This window comes from Nocardia pseudovaccinii NBRC 100343 (assembly GCF_001613225.1).
GTDB lineage: Bacteria > Actinomycetota > Actinomycetes > Mycobacteriales > Mycobacteriaceae > Nocardia > Nocardia pseudovaccinii.
In genome coordinates, this window is sequence record NZ_BDBY01000219.1 from 1 (window position 1) to 21,240 (window position 21,240).

At 67.6% G+C, this 21,240-nt stretch carries 8 protein-coding genes; 5 read left to right on the forward strand and 3 right to left on the reverse strand.

Annotation, left to right across the window (positions count from 1 at the left end):
• Positions 1-780: hypothetical protein (locus NP3_RS27885; protein ID WP_157124582.1), on the reverse strand; the 780-nt coding region annotated here is incomplete at its 3' end.
• Positions 781-1,049: 269 nt separating this feature from the next.
• Here NP3_RS27885 and NP3_RS49305 point away from each other — a divergent pair.
• The 5 genes from NP3_RS49305 to NP3_RS27905 all read left to right on the forward strand — a co-directional run bounded on the left by NP3_RS49305 (position 1,050) and on the right by NP3_RS27905 (position 18,975).
• Complete coding sequence (locus tag NP3_RS49305) at positions 1,050-1,220, forward strand: hypothetical protein (protein WP_040692895.1); 171 nt, start codon at positions 1,050-1,052, stop codon at positions 1,218-1,220.
• 120 nt (positions 1,221-1,340) lie between these two features.
• Positions 1,341-2,045, forward strand: coding sequence for a PIG-L deacetylase family protein (locus NP3_RS27890; RefSeq protein WP_063044578.1), 705 nt, complete (start codon positions 1,341-1,343; stop codon positions 2,043-2,045).
• A gap of 461 nt (positions 2,046-2,506) precedes the next feature.
• On the forward strand, positions 2,507-16,534 hold the full coding sequence (locus NP3_RS27895) for a non-ribosomal peptide synthetase (protein ID WP_169814588.1): 14,028 nt from the start codon (positions 2,507-2,509) through the stop codon (positions 16,532-16,534).
• A gap of 10 nt (positions 16,535-16,544) precedes the next feature.
• Entirely contained in the window at positions 16,545-17,474 is a 930-nt protein-coding gene (locus NP3_RS27900; RefSeq protein WP_063044580.1) for an aldo/keto reductase, read from the forward strand.
• Between the two features lie 136 nt (positions 17,475-17,610).
• Positions 17,611-18,975: a wax ester/triacylglycerol synthase domain-containing protein gene (locus NP3_RS27905; protein ID WP_063044581.1), complete on the forward strand. Its 1,365-nt coding sequence runs from the start codon at positions 17,611-17,613 to the stop codon at positions 18,973-18,975.
• Between the two features lie 285 nt (positions 18,976-19,260).
• Here NP3_RS27905 and NP3_RS27910 read toward each other — a convergent pair whose 3' ends face one another.
• Positions 19,261-20,517 carry a cytochrome P450 gene (locus NP3_RS27910; RefSeq protein WP_245721139.1) on the reverse strand — a complete coding sequence of 419 codons (1,257 nt, stop codon included), beginning with the start codon at positions 20,515-20,517 and terminating at the stop codon, positions 19,261-19,263.
• Positions 20,518-20,622: 105 nt separating this feature from the next.
• Complete coding sequence (locus NP3_RS27915; protein WP_063044583.1) at positions 20,623-21,219, reverse strand: TetR/AcrR family transcriptional regulator; 597 nt, start codon at positions 21,217-21,219, stop codon at positions 20,623-20,625.
• Positions 21,220-21,240: the final 21 nt, after the last annotated feature.

Consider the following 21,240-nt stretch of genomic DNA (forward strand, 5'->3'; position numbering starts at 1 on the left):
GAGCAGCGTCACCGCAGGCGCCAGACTGCGTGGGGCCAGCAGGCTCTTGTGCTGGTAGTCGCCATAGCACAGATGCACGATGGTTTCCGCGCCGATCTCGTGTAGCTGCCCGAGGACGCCGGCGAGCTGGCGCGCCACCAGCGGGGCCAGCGCCCATCGCGAACCCAGTTGTGTCGCTTTGACCATGCTCAACAGTGCGAGCGGGGACTCCAGCTGCCAGCTGATCCGGTCGCCGTGACGAGCGACTACTTCCGATACCTCCTGCACCATCGCTTCGGTGAACACCGGCAGTTGCCGCAACGCGGCGACCGTGAGATCGAAGTGCCGCAATGCCTTTCCGACCGGCAGCCCACCGGATACGGCCGCGCCCGCGAATACGAACATGGCAAGATCGAGTGGATTCGGCAGGCTTATCTGCACTTTCGTCTCGGCCAATTCCGGTCGTTCGTGCTGCAAGGACTCGAAGGCCGCCACTACCGCATCGATGCGCTCGACCCGGTCCATCGAAACATCCTGCGTTTCCAACTTGCGGCCGGACCGGAGGCCGTAGCTGGGGAAGTCGCTGTAGTCGGCGTATTCGCCTCCCTCGACAATGTCGAAGACATCGGAATGCTGCTTGCGTGTCCGCAGGTAGTCGATGATCCAGTCAGGGTCCAGATCGCAGGGTAGTGCGGTGACCGGTCTGCCCGCGGTTCTGTCGGCAAACCATTGCAGGACAGCGCGATCGCCCGTCATCAGGTCCGCCGGAAGACTGCCGACATAATGTGCGTACCTGGTCATGGGTGGCCCCTTAAGGTTCGGAATACATGCGAGCGGACAGCCAATAGTGACGCAGTGCGCAAGGTGCGACAACTTCGACGTTTTCCGTTGTCGCACTTGGCGACTTCGGGAATCGGACGGGCTGTCAGGGTGCTGAGCAGAGGTCAGGGTGAACCCTGATCTTCACCCGGATATCGGTGCTGAGCTGGTGATTTATCACCATTCGGCTGTCAGCATGGAGGAGTCGGATCGTCGGATGACGGTTCGCCCGAGACCTTCTGGAGGCTGGCATGTTGTGGAAAATCATCGGTGTCGTAGCGGTCGTCTGGATCGCGCTCGCCATCATCGGTGCGTTGATCAAGGGGCTGTTTCCGATTCTGGTGATCAGCGCGGTCGTCTTCGGGCTGTACCTGCTGTACAAGGCGGTCGCGGGCTCGGACAACTCGGTGAGCAAGCTGTAGCGTCCGCCCGCGGGCCCGCCGGGACTCGGGCACCGCGGTTTCGAGAGGTGGGCCGTGTGCCGTCCGCTGCGGGCAGCGCGCGGCCCACCCGCGTTCGGGGCGTCTGCTTGAATAAGCGGTGTGGAGCAGGTTCCCGAGGATTGGCAGCGCGGCCTCGTCGTCGTGGCGCATCCGGACGATATCGAATACGGTGCGGCCGCCGCGGTGGCGCGTTGGACGGGGCAGGGCAAGGACATTCGCTACGTGCTGGTGACCTCCGGCGAGGCCGGGATCGCGGGCATGCCGCCGACGGAGGCCGGACCGCTGCGGGAGGCCGAGGAGGTCGCCGCCGCCAAGGTGGTCGGGGTGCACGAGGTGGAATTCCTCGGTTATCCGGACGGTCGTGTCGAAGAAACCCTCGCGCTGCGCCGTGATCTGGCCGCCGTGATTCGTCGTCATCGTCCGGAATTCGTGGTGCTGTTCAATTTCGGCGACACCTGGGCTCCCGGCTATGCCAACAGCGCCGACCATCGCGCGGTTGGGCGCGCCGCCCTAGATGCCATATCCGATGCGGGCAACGAGTGGATTTTTCCGGACCTCACCGAACCGCCGTGGTCGCCCCGGCTGGCCGCGGTGGTCGGCCCCGGCGCCACCCACGCCGTCGACGTCACCGGCACCATCGAGCAGGCCGCCGCCTCGCTGGCCGAGCACCGCCGCTACCTCGAGGTGCTCAGCCCCGAGCCGGTCGCGGACCAGGTGCGCGCGGTGATCGACATGGCGACCGCCCCGAAGCCGGGATTCCCCGCCGCGCGTGCCGTCGGCTTCGAGCTCTACCACTTCGGCTGATCGCTGTGACGGCGATCACGTCGATGACCAGTCTCGAGGCTGTTTTCGCGGAAATGTCGCGGAAATCACGTTCGATGGTGGCAACCGGTCCGGTCGCAGGTGGTCGCGAGCCATTGCCTTGATAGCGATACCGTATTAACGCGGGGGTTGCGGCCGAGGGTGGAAACGTCGTGAGCGACCTTCACCTAGGCTGTTACGGGCCGCGTTGTGAGGCCGATCGCGTTTCTTCGAGCGATGTCGTAACAGATTCCCGCTCTTGGGGATATGTGACGAGTTCGCTCTTGTAAACTCGAACGCTTGGCTCGCGGCGGTATAGCGGTCCGGTAGTGAAGTACGTGCGTTCCATTATGCGGGTGCGGTCTTTAGGCGCGCAATAGGTGAGAGGTGTAGTACCGGAAATGGCAAGGGATCGTCGTTCCGCACGTGGTAGTCGTCGCCGAGTCGGTCTACTCTTCGGGAATTTGCTCGCGGCCGCTGTGGAGTCCGCCGCCGATGCCGTCGCCATCCGGTTCAACCCTTCGGGCGATCCGTCCGATGACAGACAGCTGACCTATCGCGAACTCGACGAGTCGTCGTCGCGGTTGGCACGCGAACTCATCGAACACGGTGTGGGCGCGGGCGATGTGGTGGCGATCGGTATCGCGCGCAGCATCGAATCCGTCCTTGCCGTCTGGGCGATCGCGAAGACCGGCGCCGCATACGTGCCCGTGGATCCCGGATATCCGTCCGACCGGATCGCGCACATCCTCACCGATTCCGGTGCCGTCCTCGGGTTGACCACCACGGCTCACCGCTCGGTGCTCGGCACGAGTGTCGACTGGATCGAACTCGACGACCCGGCGCATGCCGGGCGCATCGCCGAACGCCCGGCCCATCCGATCTCCTACGCCGACCGGGTCCGTCGGCTGGACGAGCGGCACCCCGCCTACGTCATCTACACATCGGGATCGACCGGGCGGCCCAAGGGCGTCGTGGTCTCGCACGGCGGCCTGGCCGGACTGGTCGCCGCGCAGCGCGAGCAGTACGCGGTGACCGGGGAGTCACGGGTCCTGCATGTCTGCTCGCCCAACTTCGACGTTTCGGTGCTCGAGCTCCTGCTGGCCTTTTCCGCCGGTGCGACCTTGGTGATCGCGCCGCCTTCGGTGTTCGGCGGGGCCGAACTCGCGGATCTGCTGCGGCGCGAGCGCGTCAGCCACATGCTCATCACCCCGGCCGCCCTGGAATCGGTGGATCCGGACGGTCTGGACGAGCTGCGGGTCGTCGTGGTGGCCGGTGACAAGTTCGGCACCGAGCTGGTCGGCCGCTGGGCGGGCGAGCGCGCGTTCCACAACGGCTACGGTCCCACCGAGGCGACGATTCTCGCCACCGGCACTCCGCCGCTGGTGCCGGGCGAGCCCATCACGATCGGCACGGCCATTGCCGGTGTCGGTGCGTTCGTCCTGGACGCGCGATTGCGCCCGGTGCCCGCCGGGGTGATCGGCGAGCTGTACCTGTCGGGTCCCGCGCTGGCACAGGGGTATCTCGGGCGGCCGGGGCTGACCTCGGAACGGTTCGTGGCCAGCCCGTTCGGCGCCGATATCGGCAACCCGGGCGCGCGGATGTACCGGACCGGAGATCTGGTGCGGCGCACCGAAGAGAGCGGCGTCATCGAGTACTTGGGTCGCTCCGACTTCCAGGTGAAGATTCGCGGCTTCCGCATCGAGCTCGGCGAGATCGACAACGCGCTCACCGGCCACCCCGATATCGACTTCGCGGCGACTCTCGGCAAGACGCTGCCGTCAGGTGCGACCGCGCTGGTGGCCTATGTGCTGCCGAGGACCGGGTCCGTCGTGGACACCGACGCACTCGCCGAATTCCTCGGAGAGTCGCTGCCCGCGTACATGATTCCGGCCGCCTTCGTGGTGCTGGACGAGATTCCGCTGACCCCGGTCGGCAAGCTCGACCGTGCGGCACTGCCCGAGCCGGTCTTCGCCCCGCGCGCGTTCCGTGCCGCCGAGACGCCGGTCGAGGAAATCATCGCCGAGGTATTCGCCGGGTTGCTCGGTGTCGAGCGCGTCGGCCGGGACGACTCGTTCTTCGCATTGGGTGGCGATTCGATCCTGTCGATCCAGCTGGTCTCGCGGGCGAAGGCGCGCGGTGTCGTATTCACCGCCGCGGAGGTGTTCGAACATCGCACGGTCGAGGCATTGGCCGAGATCGCCAGATCGGCCGATGCGGTGGAGCAGCAGCGGCTGGCGGAGCTGCCCGGCGGCGGGGTGGGTGAGCTGCCGTTGCTGCCGATCATGGCGGCGATGCTGCCGAGCGACTCGTCGTATCGGCGGTTCTCGCAGACGATGGCGCTGCGGCTGCCCGACAGCATCGATCGGGAGACCCTGGTCGCGACCATCGGCGCGGTCTTCGATCATCACGACATGCTGCGCGCTCGGTTGCGTGAGGCCACCTCGGATACCGTCCGGACCTTCGAGGCCTTGGAACGCGGCGCGGTAGACGTCGACGCGTTGGTGCATCGGGTCGAGGTACCCGCCGATATCGACGATGCCGAGTTGTCGCGGCGGGCGAGTGTCGAATACGACGCCGCGCTGGGCCGCCTCGATCCGGCGAACGCGGTGATGGTGCAGTTCGTCTGGTTCGCTTTCCCGCACGGCGGTCGTCGTCGTGATGTCTTGCTGGTCGTCGCGCACCACATCGTGGTCGACGGGGTGTCCTGGCGGATTCTGATTCCGGACCTGGCGATGGCCTGGTCGCAGCTCGCGGCGGGGCAGCAGGCGGCGTTGCCCGCCAACGGAACCTCGATGCGGCGCTGGGCGCACGCCCTGCGCGATGCGGCGCATGATCCGGCGCGGCTTGCGGAACTGCCTTTCTGGCAACAGGTTTCGGCCACCGAAGACCCGCTGTTCGGTGCGCGTGCGTTCGATCCGGCGGTGGACACCTTCGGCACCGTCGATCGCGTCGAGGTGACGCTGCCCGTCGAGGTGACCGATGCGCTGCTGACCGCGATCCCGGGCCGGTATCGCGGTGGTGTCAACGACGGCCTGCTCTCGGCGCTGGCGCTGGCGGTGAGCAAGTGGCGTGGCGAAAGCGCGGGCGGCACCGCGCTGGTCAAGCTGGAAGGCCATGGCCGCGAAGAGGAGATCGTCTCCGGCGCGGATCTGTCCAGGACCGTCGGCTGGTTCACCAGTGCGTACCCGGTCCGGCTCGATCTGGGGGGCGCGGACCTCGCCGAGGCGTTCGCGGGCGGAAAAGCCTTGGGCGACATCGTCAAATCGGTGAAGGAGCAGCTGCTCGCGGTCCCCGACAAGGGACTCGGCTACGGCCTGCTGCGCTACCTGAACCCGGAGACCGCCGGACAACTGAGCACCGCCGCCGAACTGGGCGGTGCCGCACAGATCAGCTTCAACTACTTGGGCCGGATGGCGACGGGAGAGATTCCGGCGCAGCTCGGTGCGTTGGGCTGGGTGCCGGTCGCGGATCTGGGACAGCTGGATGCCGAGATGGATCCGGATATGCCCGCGAACGGCGTGATCGACATCAATGCGATCGTCACCGACGGTGCGGACGGACCGCAGCTGGGTGCGTCGCTCGCCTTCCCACGCGGGTTGTTGTCGCGGGAGCGGGTGCAGGAGTTCGCCGATCTGTGGGTCGCGGCGCTGCACGCACTGGCCGAGCACGCGCGGCATCCGGATGCCGGTGGGCTGACGCCGTCGGATCTGTCGTTGGTCACGGTCGGCCAAGCGGATATCGAAGTGTGGGAACGGAATTACCCGGCGCTGTCGGATGTGTGGCCGCTCTCGCCGTTGCAGTCCGGGTTGCTGTTCCACGCGCAGCTCGCCGAGTCGAGTATCGACGTCTACACCTCCCAGGCGACGGTCGACCTGGGCGGCGACGTGGACGCCGAGCGACTGCGGGCCGCGGCCCAGGCCATCCTGGACCGCTACCCGAATCTGCGGACCGCATTCGTCGCCGGTGCCGACGGCCGCGCCGTACAGGTGGTCCTGGATCGGGTCGAAGTGCCCTGGCGGGCAGTGGATCTGACGCATCTGCCCGAATCGGAGCGGTTGGCCGAACTGCGGCGACAGGTTGCCGCGGAGCGGGAGACCGGCTTCGATATGTCGGCCGCGCCACTGATGCGGTTCACCCTGTATCGCACCGATCAGTGGCATCTGGTCATCACTACCCACCACATCCTGCTCGACGGCTGGTCGATGCCGCTGCTGATGCGAGATGTGCTGGTGCTCTACGCGACTCGGGGCGATCGGTCCGCGCTGCCGCGGGTGCCCTCCTATCGCACCTTCCTGAGCTGGCTGGCCGGGCGGGATCGGGAGGCGTCGCTGCGGGCGTGGGAACAGGCGCTGTCCGGTGTGGCGGAGCCGACGCTGCTCGCCCCGCAATCGCGGACGGTCGCAGCCGCGGGCAGCGGCAAGGTGGTCACCGAGATCGACACCGAGCGCACCCGCCGGATCACCGAGCTGGCCGCCGAACTCGGCGTCACCGTGAACACCGTGCTGCAGGCGGCGTTGGGCATCCTGCTCGGGCGGTTCACCGGTCGCGACGACGTGGTGTTCGGCACCACGGTGTCCGGCCGTCCGGCGGAGTTGTCCGGCGTCGAGTCGATGGTCGGTTTGTTCATCAACACGCTGCCGGTGCGCGTGCGGGTCGACGGCAGGCTCGCGGTCGGCGAGTTCCTGCGGTCGCTGCAGCGCGAACAGGCGGGTCTGCTCGACCACCACTATGTGGGTCTCACCGACATCCAGCGGATCGCCGGTGCCGGAGCGCAATTCGACACCCTGCTGGTCTTCGAGTCCTACCCGATCGACCGCGAAGCGATCGCCGCCGCCGACTCCATCGACGGCATGTCGGTGCGGGCCGTCGGTATGGAGGACGGCGCGCACTACCCGCTGACGCTGGTGGCGATCGCGGCCTCGACGATCGAGCTGACGTGGCGGTATGCCGGTGGCGGGTTCACCGCCGATGAGGTGGGAACCCTTGCCGCGCGGCTGATCCGGGTGCTCGACGCGCTGGTCGGCGAACCCGCGGCCCTGGTCGGCGATATCGACATCATGCTGACCGACGCCGAGCGGGATCGAATCCTGCTGGAGTGGAACGATACCGGTCATGCGGTCGAACCCGAGCTGCTGCTGGACGGCTACCGGCGCGCGGTGTCGGCGCATCCGGATCGGGTCGCGGTGGCCTACGAGGGCGCCGAGCTGACCTACGGGGAACTCGATGCTCGGGTGAATCGCCTTGCCCGCCTGCTGATCTCGCAGGGCGTCGGCGCGGAATCGCTGGTCGGCCTCGCGGTCCGGCGCTCGCTGGATCTGGTCGTCGGCATGTACGCGGTCCTCACCGCGGGCGGTGCGTACGTGCCCGTTGACCCGGATCATCCGGCCGACCGCGTCGAGCACGTGCTGACCGCGGCGCGGCCGGTGTGCGTGCTCACCACGACTGCGGACGCCGTGCCGGTACCGGACGGAATTCCGTTGCTGCACATCGACACCGCCGATCTGGACGGATTCGCCGGTACCCCGCTGGCCGCCGGGGAGCTGCTGCGGCCGCTGCGCCCGGAGAGCCTGGCGTATGTGCTGTTCACCTCCGGCTCCACCGGACGGCCCAAGGGCGTCGCGGTCTCGCACCGGGCGATCGGCAACCATCTGGCCTGGATGCAGTCCCGGTATCCGCTGCATGCCGACGATGTGTACCTGCAGAAGGCCGCCTTCACCTTCGACGCCTCGATGTGGGGCTACTTCATTCCGCTGCGGCTCGGCGCCAAGCTGCTGATGGCCACGCCCGACGGCCATCGCGACGCCACGTATATCGCGGAAACCATTGCGTCGCAGCAGGTTACCGTCACCGACTTCGTGCCTTCGATGCTCGCGGTGTTCGCCGCCCATGCCCCCGCCGGGACGCTTCCGACGCTGCGGCACATCATCGTCGGCGGCGAGCTGCTGCCCGCGGAGACCGTGGCCGCGGTGCGCGCGGTCTGCGACGCGTCGGTACTCAACGTCTACGGGCCGACCGAGACCGCGGTCGCCGTCACCACCTGGCTCGCGACCGTCGATGATCAGGGCGGCCTGCCGATCGGATCGCCGGTCTGGAACAGCCGACTGTACGTGCTGGATGCCCGCCTGCGGCCGGTGCCCGCCGGGGTCACCGGTGAGCTCTACATCGCCGGTGATCAGCTGGCCCGCAGCTATCTGGGGCGCGCGGATCTGACCGCGGAACGGTTCGTCGCCAACCCGTTCGGAACCGGTGAGCGAATGTACCGGACCGGCGACCTGGTGGCTTGGAGCGCGCCGAGTGTCCTGAAATACCTGGGCCGCACCGACTTCCAGGTGAAACTGCGCGGACAGCGCATCGAACTCGGCGATATCGAGGCGGCGCTGCTGGCGCAGCCGTCGGTGAATCAGGCGGCTGTCCTGGTGGTGCCAACCGAACTCGGCGACCAGCTGGTTGCCTACGCGGTCCCGGTGCCCGGCGCACACCTCGAGGTGGAGCCGCTGCGTGCCGCGCTGGCGGGCACCCTGCCCCAGTACATGGTTCCGGCCACGATCGTGGAGCTGACCGAGTTCCCGCTCAGTACCGCGGGCAAGCTGGACCGCAAGGCGCTGCCGCGGCCGACCCTGGCCGCCCGGGAATTCCGCGCGCCGTCCACCCCGCTCGAGGAGATCGTGGCCGGTGTGTTCGCCGAGGTGCTCGGTGTGGACCGGGTGGGCGCCGACGACGACTTCTTCGTCCTGGGCGGCAACTCACTGGTCGCCACCCAGGTCGTGGCCAGGCTGAGCGCGGCGTTGGGCGCGCGGGTGCCGGTGCGCACGCTGTTCGACGCACCGGTGGTCGCCGAACTGGCGGCGCGTATCGTGCCCGATTCCGAGCACGCGGATCGGCCGCCCTTGACGCGGGCCGTGCGACCGGCGCGCATCCCGCTCTCGCTGGCACAGCATCGGATGTGGGTGCTCAACCAGGTCGACACCGAATCTCCGTCCTACAACCTGCCGTTCGCCATCCGGCTCACGGGCACCCTGGACGTGCCCGCATTGCGTGCGGCCGTCGCGGATGTCCTGGAGCGGCACGAGGCGCTGCGCACGCGGTTCCCGGTCGACGGTCCGGACGCGACGCCGCGCCAGGAGATCCTGTCCGTGACCGAAACGCTGCCGAACGGACTGGAGGTCGAGACGACCGCCGATCCGGACCGGGTCGCGGCACTGTTGTCCGCCGGATTCGATGTCACCGAACATCCGCCCGTGCGCATCCGGTTGTTCTCCGACCCGGCGCGCGAGGAGCATCTGCTCGTCCTCGTCACGCATCACATTTCGGCGGACGGTGTCTCGCTGGCACCGCTGGCGCGGGATCTGGCGACCGCCTACCTCGCGCGTACCGTGGGGATCGCTCCGAGTTGGGCTCCGCTGCCGGTGCAGTACGCCGACTTCGCGCTCTGGCAGCGCGAAGTCATCGGCACCGAAGACGACGAGAACTCCATTGCCGCACAGCAATTGGCCTACTGGCGGCGACAGCTGGCCGGTGTGAGCGAAACCGCGCGGCTGCCGCTGGACCGTCCGCGTCCGGCGCAAGCCTCGATGCGTGGTGCGGCGACCGAAATCGCCGTGCCCGCACCGGTGCACGCCGGGCTGGCCGACCTTGCGCGCCAGCACAATTCGTCGCTGTTCATGGTAGTGCACGCCGCGCTGGCCGCGCTGCTCGCGCGGCTGTCGGGTGGCTCGGATATCGCGATCGGCACGCCGATCGCGGGTCGCGGTTCGGCCGAACTTGACGATCTGGTCGGCATGTTCGTCAATACGCTGACCCTGCGCACCGATGTCGATCGCGATGCCCCGTTCGCGGCATTCGTCCAGCAGGTCCGCGAAACCGACCTGTCCGCCTTCGCCAATGCGGAGATTCCGTTCGAGCGGGTGGTCGAGGAGGTGCTGCCCGCCCGCGCCGTCTCGGCTAATCCGCTGTTCCAGGTGATGCTGTCGTTCCAGAACATCGAGCAGCCGACATTGGAGCTGCCCGGTCTGACGGTTTCGGCCGTCGATACCGGTGAGATCGTCGCGAAATTCGACCTGCAGGTGATCGTCGAGGCGCGCCAGCACGACGATGGCACACCGGACGAGCTGGTCATCGGCTTCGCCTATGCGACAGACCTGTTCGAGGAAGCCACCATCGTGGGCCTCGGCCGCCGATTCGAGCGGATCCTCGCCGCGGTCGCCGCCGACGCGCAGGTGATCGTCGGTGCCATCGACATCCTCGACGAGGCCGAGCGGGACCGGGCGCTCGCCGCGCCCGTCCGGACCGCCGAACCGGTCCCGGCCGAAGAGGTTGCGCTGCTGCCGCAGCTGTTGGCCGATGCCGTCGACACCAATCCGGACGGTGTCGCGGTGATCTTCGCCGATGCCACCGAGCAACTGGCCGAATGGGAGTACGTCGACCTCGACGAGCGCTCGAGCAGGCTGGCTCGTCTGCTGATCGACCGCGGCATCGGCCCGGAGGATCTGGTCGCGATCGGTATTCCGCGCTCGGCCGAGTCCGTGCTCGCGGTGTGGGCGATCGCCAAGACCGGTGCCGGATTCGTCCCGGTGGATCCCAACTATCCCACCGAGCGGGTCCGGCATATGATCGCCGATTCGCATGCGGTACTGGGACTTACGGTCACCGAGATCGGCGCCGACCTGCCCGGCGAGGTGCAGTGGCTGACCATCGACGCCGACGATATCGATCGGCGGCTCGACGACTACAGCGCCGATCCGGTGACGGACGCGGATCGGGTGCGGCCGTTGCGCACGACGCATCCGGCCTATGTCATCTACACCTCCGGATCGACCGGTAAGCCCAAGGGCGTGGTCCTCACGCAGGCCGGTTTGTCGAGTTTCTGCGAGGAACAGCGCGAGCGCTACCGGGTGACGAGCAGTTCGCGCACATTGCATTTCGCATCGCCGTCGTTCGACGCGTCGGTGCTGGAACTGCTGCTGGCCATCGGTGGCGCCGCGACCATGGTGGTGGCCGCACCGTCGGTCTACGGCGGCGAGGAACTGGCCGCGCTGCTGCGCCGGGAGCGGGTGACGCATGCGTTCATCACGCCCGCGGCGCTGGCTTCCGTCGATCCGGCGGGCCTGGACAAGCTCCGTGTCGTCATCGCCGGTGGCGAGGCCTGCCCGCCGGAGCTGGTGCGGCGCTGGACGATTCCGATCGCCGGACGGCGCACCCGCGAGTTCTACAACGGCTACGGGCCGACCGAGACCACGATCATGACCAATATCAGCGCGCCGCTGGTGCCGGGGGAGACCGTCACCATCGGCGGGCCGATCCGTGCCATCACCGAATACGTATTGGACGATCGGCTCTCGCCGGTGCCGGACCGCGCCGTCGGCGAGCTCTACATCACCGGCGCGCAGGTGGCCCGCGGCTACCATGAGCGCCCCGCGCTGACCGCCGCCCGGTTCGTGGCGAATCCGTTCGACCGTGACGGCGCCAGGCTGTACCGGACCGGCGACCTGGTCCGCCGGACGGTCGACGGTGCGCTGGAATATCTGGGCCGCAACGACTTCCAGGTCAAGGTCCGCGGCTTCCGCATCGAACTCGGCGAGATCGACGCCGTCCTCGCGGCGCACGAGACCGTCGACTTCGCGGTCACTATCGGACATGAAATCGCCAGCGGTGCAACCATTCTCGTCTCCTATGTGCATGCCGCCGCCGGTGCGGTGGCCGATGCGGACGAACTCACCGCATTCGCGGCGAACAGCCTGCCCGCGCATATGGTGCCGACCACCGTCATGGTGCTCGACGAGATTCCGCTGACCCCGGTCGGCAAACTCGACCGTGCCGCGCTGCCCGCGCCGGTACTGCACACCAGGGCATTCCGTGCCCCGTCGGGGCGATGGGAAGAGCTGGTCGCGAGCGTATTCACCGAATTGCTCGCGCCCGCGACACCGGTCGGCGCCGACGACGACTTCTTCGAATTGGGCGGCAACTCGCTGATCGCCACGCGGCTGGCGGCGCGGTTGGGCGCCGCATCCGATACCCGGGTTCCGGTGCGCCTGCTGTTCGAGGCATCGTCGGTGTCCGCGCTCGCGGCCAGGCTGAGTGCGAACGAGGCCGGAAGCGACCGTCCGGAGCTGGTCGCCGGTCCGCGGCCGGAGCGGATCCCGTTGTCGGCGGCGCAGCAGGGCATGTGGTTCCTCAACCGCCTGGATACGAACTCATTGGCCTACAACGTGCCGATGGCGGTGCGCTTGACCGGTGCCGTCGATACGCAGGCGCTGCGGGCGGCGATCGGGGATCTGGTCACCCGCCACGAGATCCTGCGCACGGTCTACCCGCCCATCGATGCGGGCCCGGTGCAGGTGATCCTGCCCGCGGCGCAGGCGATTCCGCCGATGCTGGTCCAGACCATCGACCCGGCCGAGATCGTGGACGCGGTGGCCACCATGGTGCGGACTGCCTTCGATCTCACCGTCGAGGTGCCGGTCCGGGTCAGCCTGTTCGACCTCGGCGACGGTGCGGATGGGCGCGAATACGTGCTGGCCATGGTCGTGCACCACATCGCGGGCGACGGTTCGTCGATCGGCCCGCTGGCCCGCGATCTGATGACCGCGTATGTGGCGCGCAGCGCCGGACAGGCGCCGAATTGGGTCCCGCTGCCGGTGCAGTACGCCGACTACGCCATCTGGCAGCGCGAACTGCTCGGTGCCGAGGACGATCCGGAATCGTTGGCGGCCAAGCAGATCGGGTACTGGCAGCAGGAATTGGCCGGATTGCCGGAGCAGCTCGACCTGCCCTCGGATCGGCCGCGGCCGCTGGTGCGGTCCTTCGCCGGTGGCCAGGTGTCGGTGCGGATCGATGCCGAAACACACAGCGCGCTGGCCGAATTGGCGCGGGCCCAGGGTGCGACCGTGTTCATGGTCGTGCACACCGCACTGGCCGTGCTGCTGGCGCGCTTGTCCGGGACCAGCGATATCGCCATCGGTACGCCGACCGCCGGACGCGGCGACGCCGTGCTCGACGACGTTATCGGCATGTTCATCAATACCCTGGTATTCCGAACCCGATACGACGGCGGCGCGCGTTTCACCGAACTGCTGGCGCGGCAGCGGGAGACCGATCTGCAGGCCTTCGCGAACTCGGATGTGCCGTTCGAGCGGCTGGTCAATGTGCTGAACCCGGTGCGCTCGCCATCGCGGCACCCGCTGTACCAGGTGGGGCTGTCGTTCCAGAACCTGGACCGCGTCGCACTGGAACTGCCCGGGCTGACCGTCGCGAGCCTGGATATCGGTGTCGAGGTATCGCAGTTCGATCTGCACTGGTATATCGGTGATGCCTACGACGAGGCGGGCACGCCGCTGGGTATCGGCGGCATGGTCACCTACGCCGCCGATATGTTCGATCCCGCCACCGTGCAGGGTTTCGTGGACCGGTTCGCGCGCCTGCTCACCGCCATCGCCGCCGATCCCGGTGTGGTGCTCGGCGAGATCGAGCTGACCGATGCGACCGAACGCGCCGCGCTGCTCTCGGATGCGGCCGACACCGCGCACTCGGTTTCGGCGGATTTCCTGCTGACCGGCTACCGCCGTGCGGTGGCGACGACACCGGATGCGGTGGCCGTCGTGCACGACCAGACCGCCTGGACCTATCGGGAATTCGACGAGCGCGTCAACCGCCTCGCCAGGTACCTGATCGCGCAGGGTGTCGGTCCCGAATCCGTTGTGGCGCTGGCGATACCGCGTTCGCCGCAGCTGCTCGCCGCGATGTATGCGGTGCTGGCCGCGGGCGGTGCGTATCTGCCGCTGGACCTCGACCATCCGGCCGACCGGATCGGGTACATGGTGGCGACGGCCGAGCCGGTCTGCGTGCTGACGACGGAAGGCAATTCGGTACCCGTCACGGGGGTTCCCGTTGTCGATATCGACTCCCTCGAGCTGTCGGAATACTCCGGTGAGCCGGTCGAGTTCGGCGAGCTGCGTGCGCCGCTGCACGCCGATCATCCGGCGTATGTGCTGTTCACCTCCGGCTCGACCGGTCGGCCCAAGGGCGTCATGGTCTCGCACGGCGCGATCACCAACCAGATCGAATGGATGGTGGCGGAGTACGGGTTCGGTGCCGAGGATGTCTATCTGCAGAAAACGGCGACGACCTTCGACGTATCGCTGTGGGGTTATTTCGCCCCGCTGTGGGTCGGCGCGCGGCTGGTGCTCGCGGCACCACACGGACAGCGCGATCCCGGCTATATCGCCGAACTGATCGCGACCAATGAGGTCACAGTCACCGATTTCGTTCCGTCGGTACTGCAGGTCTTCCTGGCCGCTGCCCGGGTGGACCAATTGGACTCGCTGCGTGCGGTTTTCGTCATCGGTGAGGCTTTGCCGCCCAACACCGTCGCCGATTTCGCCGCACTGTCGGATGCTGGACTGCACAACCTGTACGGCCCCACCGAGGCGGCGGTATCGGTGACCTATCGGCCCGCATCCATCGACGACCGATTGACGGTGCCGATCGGTGTGGCGCTGTGGAATACCCGCACCTATGTGCTGGATTCCCGGCTGCATCTCGTACCCGCCGGTGTCGTCGGCGAACTGTATTTGGCAGGAAGCCAATTGGCGCGCGGCTATCTCGGTCGTGCCGACCTGACCTCGGATCGGTTCGTCTCCGACCCGCACGGCCCGGCCGGTGCCCGGATGTACCGGACCGGTGATCTGGTGCGTCGCCGCGTCGACGGGGTACTGGAATATCTGGGGCGCACGGACTTCCAGGCGAAGATCCGTGGTCACCGGGTCGAGCTGGGCGAGATCGAGGCCGCGCTGCTCGCGGATCCGTCCGTCGCCCAGGCCGTCGTCGTGGTGGCGAAGTCGGAGACCGGTGATCAGTTGGTCGCCTATGTGGTGCCCGTAACCGAGCTCGAGGCAGATACCCTGCGCGAATCGCTGTCACACGTGCTTCCGGGCTATATGGTGCCCTCGGCCATCATGGTCCTGGAATCCTTCCCGGTGAACAGCAGCGGCAAATTGGATCGGGCCGCGCTGCCGCGGCCGGTCCTGCGTGCCCGCGAGTTCGTCGCACCGGCGACCGATACCGAGCGCGCCGTCGCCGAGGTATTCGCCGAGGTGCTCGGCATCGCCCGGGCCGGAGCCGAGGACGATTTCTTCGATCTCGGCGGCACCTCGCTGCTCGCCTTCACACTGCAGCGCGCATTGGCCACCCGGCTCGGTAGCGATGTGCCGATGGCGGCGCTGTTCATCGCGCCCACCGTGCGCGGCCTGGCCACCCGTCTCGACAATCCGGACGAGCCCGCGGCCGTGGTGCCGGGCACCGACACCGAGACGATCACCACCGATGCCGTGCTCGAACCCGAGATCGACGGTGCGGGTCGCACCCCGGCTCGTGCCGAGGCCCCGCGCGATGTACTGCTCACCGGCGCAACCGGATTCGTCGGTGTGCACCTGCTGCGGGAACTGCTGTCCAGCACCGGGGCGACGGTCTGGTGCCTGGTGCGCGGCGACGACAGCGAGCGGGCCTACAAGCGGATTCGCGACGCCATGCAGCTGTACCGGATCTGGGACGATGCCTATCAGGGGCGAATCGTCGCTGTCGCCGGTGATCTGGCCGCACCCGGACTCGGCCTCGACCAGTCCGACTGGGCCCGGCTCGCCGAGCAGATCGACGCGATCTACCACAACGGCGCTCGCGTCAATCACATCGAGCCGTACGCGCGGTTGCGCGCCGCCAACGTGTCGGGCACTCGTGAGGTGCTGCGGCTGGCCACCACGGGTCGAATCAAGCCGGTGCACTTCGTCTCCACGGTCAACGCCGTGATTCCGAATGCCCCCGCACCGGATTTCATCGCCCGCGAGGATGTGCAACTGCACGTCGACGAGGTATCCGGAAACGGCTATGTGGCGAGCAAATGGGTCGCCGAACAACTGATCCGCCAGGCCGGTGCACGCGGTGTGCCGGTGACCATCTACCGTCCCGGCACCGTATCCGGTGATCCACGGCTCGGAGTGAACAGCGTCGACGACTCGTTCTGGAACATGATCCGGGCGGCCGCCATTCTCGGACTCGCCCCGGAGATCGGCGACGCCACCATGTCGCTGGTGCCGGTGAACTATGTGGTGGGCGCCATCGTCGCGCTGGCGGATCGGTCGCCGGTCGGCGCGGCCTACCACCTGGTGAACGCTCGTCCGGTGGCGATCGGCGATATTTTCGAAGCCCTGCGCAGGCACGGTATTCCGATCGAGATCGCATCGATCGAGGAGATCGCGACCAAACTGGCCGAGGAAGCGGCGGCGCGCGATGCGACCGGCGACGATTCGCTGGTGCGCGCTGCCTTGGTCAGCGGCAACTACGGCGGAGCCGCGGCTGCCGTCGACGACACCGACACCCGAATCGAGTTGGCGCAGTACGGTATCCACTGCCCGCCCATTGATGCCGCGGCCCTGGACGCCTATGTCAGGTCCTTCATCGATGCGGGTTTCTTCCCCGCCCCGAGCGACGTTCAGCTGTAGAGAGGAAAGCATGACCGCCGAAGCCCAGTCCCGTCCCGCCGCTGCCTCGGGCACCTTCGCCCTCGGTGGTGACCTACCGGTCACCCGCCTGGGCTATGGCGCAATGCAGCTGACCGGTGACGGTGTGTGGGGCGACCCGAAGGATCCGGATGAGGCCGTCCGGGTACTGCGTCGTGCCGTCGAGCTCGGTATCACCCTCATCGATACCGCGGATTCCTACGGTCCGTTCGTCAGCGAATCTCTCATCCGCCGGGCCCTGCACCCGTATCCGGACGACCTGGTCATCGCGACCAAAGCCGGGCTGGCCCGGCCCCGTCCCGGCGAGTGGGTGCCGATCGGCCGCCCCGAATATCTGCGCCAGCAGCTGGAATTGAGCCTGCGTCATCTCGGTGTCGACCGCATCGATCTGTTCCAGCTGCACCGGATCGACCCGCAGGTGCCGCTCGCCGACCAGCTCGGCGAGCTGGCGTCGCTGCAGCAAGAGGGCAAGATCCGCCATATCGGCCTGTCCGAGGTGACCGTCGCTCAGCTCGACAAGGCCCGCAAGATCGCCGATATCGTCTCGGTACAGAACCAGTACAACCTCGCCAACCGCAGCGCGGAGGACGTACTCGAATACGCCGAGGCGAACAACATCGCCTTCATCCCGTGGTTCCCCATGGCCACCGGCGATCTCGCGCGTCCGGGTGGTCCGCTGGACAGCCTCGTGCGCGAGGATGCCAGCCCCTCCCAACTCGCACTCGCCTGGCTGCTGCGGCGCTCGCCGGTCATCCTGCCCATTCCCGGCACCTCCAGCGTGGCGCATCTCGAGGAGAACACCGCCGCCGCCACCATCACGCTCACGGACGACGAATTCGCCGCGCTGTCCGCGGTGAGTACCCCCGCAGCGGGTGGTGCCCGCGGTTGGCGTTCCCTGCTGCCGAAGGTATCGCGCGGCTGAGGAAGTGCCGGGTCCCCGGGGATGCCGCGGGGACCCGGGAGTCGGATCGGTCGCGGCGACACCCGATGTGGATTCCGGCAGACGTGATCGCCCATGACGGATGGCATAGTGCAGCAATCGGATCGACGAGAGCAGCATGATGTATGAAGCACAGATGGTGGCCAATGACGCCGCCTATTACTACTTGGCCTGCTCGGGCCGGGTTACCGACTGGCCGATGTGGTGGGTATTCGACAACGGCGACACGCCACTGACCGCCGCCGATATCGCCGATCACTTCGGCGCGCGGGCCGATCTGCTCGAACCGCTGCGCCGTCGGATCCAGGAGGTGCCCGGCGGGCTCGGGCACCCGTTCTGGGTGGCCGACGACAGCCCGATCGACGCCCACATCGTCACGCATGCTGCGGCGCAACTGGATTGGGCGCAGTGTCAGGACGAGATCGGGCGCATTCTGGCGCAGCCACTGGATGCCCGGGTCAGTGCCTGGCAGCTGCACGTATTTCCGAACGTGAGCGGTATCGCGACGCCGAGCGGCGTGGGTGCCGTTGTGCTGATACATGTCAGTCATGCGCTGATGGCGGGTCCGGCCATGACGCCGCTGTCAGAGGCATTGTTCGCCTCGGTGCCATTGCGGATCGAGGGGCAGGGTCCCGCCACTCAGCGCCCACGTCCGGCGCTCGCCGCCATGGTTGGTGCGCTGCGCTGGCCGTTGCAGGCGCTGCGTTTCAACGTCCGCGTCCGGCGTGAGATGCGCCGGATCGCCCGTGAAAACGACGACAGCGGCCCGAACACGCCACCGGTCACCGCCACTGTGCTCAATCGCCGGATCGGGCCGGGACGTGCCATGCGGTCGATTCCGTTGGAGCTGCGGGACGTTCGTGCGCCGGGGATCACGGTGACGGCCCTCGGACTGACGGCGATATCCCGCACGATGCAGCGCTATCTCGAAAAGCGGGATGGCTCGTGTCCTGACGATCTCGCGGTATTGGTGACCGTCGCGGTGCCCGACGCGCCGGTGATGGGTGTCAATTACGTCGGGGCCGCCGCAGTCGAGCTGGCCGCTGCGGAACCCGACCTCGCCGCTCGTGCACGCGCGGTCGACGCCACACTTCGTGTGCGCCGCGATTCGCCGTCGGGTCGCCGGGAACTCAATCGACTCGGACTCATCGACCTGTTGCCCAGTCGCACCTACCGAACGCGATTCGGTACGCTCGCGCCCGCCGACCCGGACGCCCCGGCCTATGCACACACCATCCTCACCAGCATTCGCTGTGAGCCGACCGTCGAATGGTCACTGGCGGGCAAGCCGTTTCGCTTCGCAGGCATGCTGCCGCCGGTGTATCCGGAAATCGGTTTGGCGCATTCGTTCGTCGGCGCGGGCGACACCTTCACCGTATCGGTGGTGTGTGACCCCGAGATCGTCCCGGATCTCAACGACTACTGCGACCTCCTCCGGGAGTCGTGCCACGAAGTCGCGGCCGCCCTTGCAGAGTCGCGTTAACGGCGGCTTCGCCTCAGCGTGCCGTACAACCGGCGCGGTGCTGGGTTCTCAAGCAAGTTGCGCCGCGTCGCCTCGTTGCGCAGGTGGGCGCGCGGGTGGGCCGGGTCGAGTTGTCCACCGGGAGCGCGGGCTCAGCGTCTTCGGCGACCGGAGCCTCGGGTTCGGAATGTTTCCAAGCACCGATTCTCGCGCCGCGCACGATTTGTCCCGCGATTTGGTGCCTGACATGGCAGAAGGTGCGCCGGGCCGCGTCGATCTCGCGGCAACCTGTGACCTCGGAGACGCCTACCAAGCGACGGGGAGGGCTTTCGGTCCGCGCACCAGCAAACCACTCTTCCACGGCACCTCGTCGACGGGTACGGCGAGGTGCAGGGTCGGGAATCGTTGCAGCAGCGACGCGAGCGCTACTTGCAGCTCAACTCTGGCCAGTTGCGCGCCGAGGCAGTGGTGTGCTCCGTGTCCGAAGGCCATGTGCGGGTTGCATTCTCGGGTCAGGATCAGGTCTTCGGGGTCGTCGAAGACGGTCTCGTCACGGTTGGCGGCCTGGGTATTGACGAATACCGACTCACCGGACCGGATTTCGACCCCACCGAGCTCGAGATCCTCGGTGGCGATTCTGGGAAAGGAACCGCCCGCACCCAATTGGACGTAGCGCAGTAGTTCCTCCACCGCGCTGGGGACGAGTTCTGGTCTGCCGCAGAGCAATTCCCAGTGTTCGGGCTCGGTCAGGAGCACATAGGTGAAGTTGGCGATCTGATTGGCCGTGGTCTCGTGGCCCGCGATGAGCAAGCCGATACCCAGGTTGACCAACTCCGCCTCGCTGAGCCGGTCCTCGTCATCGCGCGCGGCGACCAATGCGCCGAGCAGATCGTCGGTCGGCTGCTCGCGACGCTGCGCCACGAGCTCGGCGAGATATGCCTCCAGGCCCGCGCGTGCGGTGCTGATCTGTTCGCGAGTGTATGCGGTGGTGGACAGCACCGCATCGGAGAAATCCCGGAAGCGGTGCTGGTCTTGCGGTGGGACGCCGAGCATTTCGCAGATCACGGTGACCGGCAGCGGCAAGGCGAGCAGGCGCACCAGATCGGCCGGTGGGCCGGATCGCTCGATTTCGTCGAGACGCTCGTCCACGATCTGCTGGGCGCGCGGGCGCAACGCCTGGACCCGGCGGCCGGTGAACGCCTTGACCACGAGTTTGCGTAGCCGCGTGTGCTCCGGCGGATCCATGCTCAGCAGCGAATTGCGGCGCGCGGGTTCCGGCGTTGTGCGCGGAATATCCTCGCGTTCGACCGCCGCCGCACGGCTGAATCTCGGGTCGGCGAGTACCTGTTTGACGTCCTCGTAACGGGTGACCAGCCAGCCCTCGCCGCCGTAAGGGAGTCGTACGCGGCTGATCGGTTCCTCTCGGCGCAGCCGCGCGTAGAGCGGATCCATATCCAGGCGGACCGGAGTGCCGAATGGGAAACTCCGTACCTCGTGGTCGACAGGACCGCCCGTCGCCTGACCGTCACCCTCCATCGAATCGCTTCGCGATGCTGCCCTCATCAGATCTCCCTCCGCGACACAGGCGGTTGGTTTTCGAGCGATGTAAGCAAGTGCTTACACTTGATGGTAGGGAGGGCCCGGCGGCCCGTCAACGGTTGAATCCCGTTAGGACGGTGGGAATTTCACGTCTACCCGTTCCAATAGCACCCGCGCGGCGCGCAGCACATGCTCGGCAACCGCGGCCGGATCGGCGCTGGCCAGCGGATCCCGGCGATGCACCGAACGAACCAGGCCGATGCCGAGCAACCAGGCGAGCAGGAGATCGGCGCGCAACTCGGCATCGGCTCCATCGGTGAGTGCGGATAGCGCGCCCACGTACTCGTCGCCCAGTTCCCGCCGCACCGCGGCCGCACCCTCGTCATGTCCGCTGGAGCGCAGCGCGGCCTGTAGCCAATGTGCCTGTGCCGCAGAGCCGGTGGGCTCGAGCGCGCGTGCCAGTAGGCGGCCGAGCAATGCTTCGGCAGGTCCTTCCTCGAGCACGCGCCTACCCCGGTCCGCAATCGAGGCGCGGAACAGTTCGTCCTTATTGCCGAAGTACCGGAACAGCAGCGCCTGATTCACCCCGGCCCGTGCGGCTATCTCGCGCACCGTGGCGCGCTCGTAGCCGCGTTCGGCGAACAGTTGTTGTGCCGCCGCCAAAATGGCGAGTCGCGTTGCGGCCGCATCCCTTTTGCGGCCGGTCGGCTCGTACTGATCAGACATGCACCCTCCGGTTGATCCCAG